The sequence below is a fragment of the Pseudomonas avellanae BPIC 631 genome (assembly GCF_000444135.1).
Classification (GTDB): domain Bacteria; phylum Pseudomonadota; class Gammaproteobacteria; order Pseudomonadales; family Pseudomonadaceae; genus Aquipseudomonas; species Aquipseudomonas avellanae.
Window position 1 is genome coordinate 1 of sequence record NZ_ATDK01000434.1, and the last position, 3,201, is coordinate 3,201.

Genomic DNA, 3,201 nt, shown 5'->3' on the forward strand with positions numbered 1-3,201 from the left:
TCTACCTCGACCCGATCAAGAGCTATGTGCGACGAGCGCTGGAGCGTGCGGAACGATAGTTGTGCAGCAGTCATGCGAGAACTCATCGCTCACAAAAAAAGCCAGGACACAGGTCCTGGCTTTTTGCTTGTCGCCGCGTGTTACAGGCCTTCGAGAATGTCCGCCATGTCGTCGGCGTGCTCTTCTTCCTGAGCAAGGATTTCTTCAAAGATGCGGCGGGTGGTCGGGTCGCTGTCGCCGATGTACTGAATGATCTCGCGATAGCTGTCGACCGCAATGCGCTCGGCGACCAGGTCTTCGTAGACCATTTCTTTCAGCGTATTGCCTGCAACGTATTGCGCGTGAGAGTTCTTCGACAGCAGGTCCGGGTTGAATTCCGGCTCGCCGCCCAGTTGTACAATACGCTCGGCCAGCTTGTCGGCGTGCTCGGCCTCTTGGGTGGCGTGCTCCAGAAACTCTTCCGCAGCGACGCTGGCTTTCAGGCCGGACGCCATGTAGTAGTGGCGCTTGTAGCGCAGGACGCAAACCAGCTCGGTCGCCAGCGACTCATTGAGCAGGCGCAGTACCGTTTCACGATCAGCGCTGTAGCCTTCGGTGACAGCACCATTCTCAACGTTCTGGCGCGCACGCTGGCGCAGGGTGTTCACATCGGAAAGCTGTGATTGCGGTGCAGAAGTCATCATTTATCTCCAGGGTTCATCAGGTTTTGCTGTCCCGCTCTGTGTGATGCCCGGCAGGATCAGCAAGGGTTGTGAGTGCTGGAGGAGAGGAAAAGTTTTATCGGATTTTCGCCGATTAGGACGGTTGTGACTAAATGTAAAAATATAAGAAACGAGCGCGAAACGCTGCGGTCCCAACCATGAGACCCAAATAAATCGTGGAGATACACAATGCTCAAGTTCCTGGGAAGCACCGTCGGCATCATCTTTCTGATCGGCCTGGTCGTGGTTATTGCCCTGTTCAAGCTGGTTTTTTAAGCGTCAGGCTGCTGGTGGGCCTGATACTGCGCTCTGGAGGGTTCTCTGGGGCGTGGTGTATTTTCTATCCTGGGGAATGTGCTGTGATTCGTCGGGTAATTTAGGCAAATCACCACCGTCTATCCTGCGCTCAGACCTGCCTGGGTGCGCGTCATTATCATCTTTCAAGCTCGGGGAATCACAAACTGCGTGAACCAGATCAATGCCATAAGCACCACGATCTGCGCTGTCCAGGGGATAAACAGCAGGTACTTCATGTTTTTAGGAAAGCTTCTGGATTCCTTTATATCCATAAGGCCTCGTTTCTTACCCAGGCCGGGAAAAATCAAAAACAGATACATCATCCCGCATCGCACCATTTTTCCAGGCATGCCTGCGTCGCCGTACGTGGATTTGTTGTCTGTAATGAGCTTGCAGTTGGGTAAGTGGGATTCGAAAATGTGCGTGTAATTATGTGCTACGTAGGCTGACGCGAGAATAATGATGAGCATCGCGGCGTACAAGAAAATCCCAATTAGGCCCGGTTCGATACTGGTCAAGTTCTGATCTCGCTCATGAAGACTGCTCCCTTGTGCGCTTTATGAAAGGGGGGCCATGTATGCCTTTGGTCTTGTTGTTATCGAGTGCTAATTCTGACCCAGGAAAATACTAAGTGCCGTCATTGCTGTAAATAAAAAAAATTTACGACTGTCGGGATTATCAAGATTTTTTTATAAAACGCTGGGAGTTTTTCAACCTCTTTGGCATCAATGACGCCTCTCCTGGCGCTTAGCTTTGGCACCATCAGTACTATTGAAATAACGCCGCCGCGCATGACTTTTCCGAGCAGGCCGCCGCCTGACCATGCTTCTCTGATGGTCTGCACTGAGGAGCAGTTTGGTAGCTGCTCCTCTATAATTTCAACGTATTTGTGCGCAATCACGGCGGTGGCGATGAGATTTAGTATCATCGGTACCATTATGAACAGGCCGATCAGGCCTATCGGGATATTCGTCATGACCTGATCGACCTTGCCAAAATGGCGTATGAGTTTTATTCAAAGTAATACTTTCTATTCGGGCAGGTTTTTAAAATCCCAAAAAATAAGCTGAAACCCTGAGCGCCATAAGGCAGAAAAACAAAAAGAACGTCACGATTGTCGGGATGAGTAAAGCTTTTTTGTAAAATCCCGAAAGGTTTTTGACTTCCGTAATGTCGATAAGTCCCCTTCTGGTGCTCAGGTTGGGGGCCATGAGTATTGTTGCGATAATGCCGCCGCGCATTATTTTTCCAATCAGACCACCTCCCGACCAGGCCTCTCTAATTGTCTGTACAGAAGAGCAGTTGGGTAGTTGTTTCTCTATAGTTTCAACATACTTGTGCGCAATAACTGCCGTGGCAAATAGATTTATTATGATGAGTATCAATAGCGCTCCGAAAATGAGACCTATTAGATCACTTGTCATTCTATGAGCTCCTTATAGAGCATTTCACCTAAGGATCCTCCGATCAACTCACCGCGCTTTGGCGGTTTGCATAGTTGAGGCTTGTTCGAGATTCCTTAGGTGTGTGTGCTAAAAGATGTCCATAGTTTAAATAGAATAAGAGCTGTGCACAGAGTAAGCTGGGCGATCCAGGGTGTGAGAAGTATCCACTTTAACTTAATCGGAAACTGTCGGATATCCCTTGCGTCAGCAGTCCCTCTTTTAATGCTAGGTTTTGGTAGCATCAGAATAAATGCCATAAAACCACAGCGCATTATTTTTCCGAGAAAGCCTGCTCCTGAGAATGTTGCTTTGTTGTCTTCCAAGAATCTACTGTTTGGGAAGAGGCTTTCCAGTTTTTCCGTATATCTTGCAGCGACGTAAAACGAAAAAAATACTGTCATCAGCATTGATATCATTAAACAGGGGGCGACAATTTCGGGCATCATAAGCTACTCTCCCACTTTTTTATAGATGAACTCACCAGTGCCTTCTCCAATATTTTCTCCAATTTTACCAACGAGAAATCCACCGGCTGCCCCCCCTATGACAGCGCATGCTAATGCGCCGGGGCCTCCTGTAACTAGACCCAGCCCGACGACGCATGTAAAGGTGCCTATAGTGCCTCCGACGCATACTTCCAGATACGCTACCTACTAGTGTACTGTTTTCGAAAAAACCAGCTACTAACTAACGTAAAATTCAAATTTTATCAATAACTTAGGTTGCAGGACACGGGTAAATTATTTCGCAAACAGTAC

The 3,201-nt window shown here is 48.5% G+C and carries 5 protein-coding genes; 1 reads left to right on the forward strand and 4 read right to left on the reverse strand.

Annotated features, from left to right (window positions below; all coding sequences use genetic code 11):
- Window positions 1–140 precede the first annotated feature (140 nt).
- Window positions 141–680, reverse strand: a complete 540-nt coding sequence (locus DW49_RS0123655) for a ferritin-like domain-containing protein (RefSeq protein ID WP_003376387.1) — start codon at window positions 678–680, stop codon at window positions 141–143.
- A 210-nt stretch (window positions 681–890) separates the two neighbouring features.
- Between DW49_RS0123655 and DW49_RS1000000134530 the strand changes: the two genes are divergently transcribed.
- Complete coding sequence (locus tag DW49_RS1000000134530) at window positions 891–977, forward strand: small membrane protein YohP (protein ID WP_441344152.1); 87 nt, start codon at window positions 891–893, stop codon at window positions 975–977.
- A 164-nt stretch (window positions 978–1,141) separates the two neighbouring features.
- Here DW49_RS1000000134530 and DW49_RS0123665 read toward each other — a convergent pair whose 3' ends face one another.
- The 3 genes from DW49_RS0123665 to DW49_RS0123675 form a co-directional block, all read right to left on the reverse strand.
- Window positions 1,142–1,516 (reverse strand): hypothetical protein, encoded by a 375-nt coding sequence (locus DW49_RS0123665; RefSeq protein ID WP_005736831.1) that lies wholly within the window; start codon window positions 1,514–1,516, stop codon window positions 1,142–1,144.
- A 119-nt stretch (window positions 1,517–1,635) separates the two neighbouring features.
- Complete coding sequence (locus DW49_RS0123670; RefSeq protein WP_005620774.1) at window positions 1,636–1,974, reverse strand: hypothetical protein; 339 nt, start codon at window positions 1,972–1,974, stop codon at window positions 1,636–1,638.
- Between the two features lie 70 nt (window positions 1,975–2,044).
- Complete coding sequence (locus tag DW49_RS0123675) at window positions 2,045–2,422, reverse strand: hypothetical protein (protein WP_017709897.1); 378 nt, start codon at window positions 2,420–2,422, stop codon at window positions 2,045–2,047.
- Window positions 2,423–3,201: the final 779 nt, after the last annotated feature.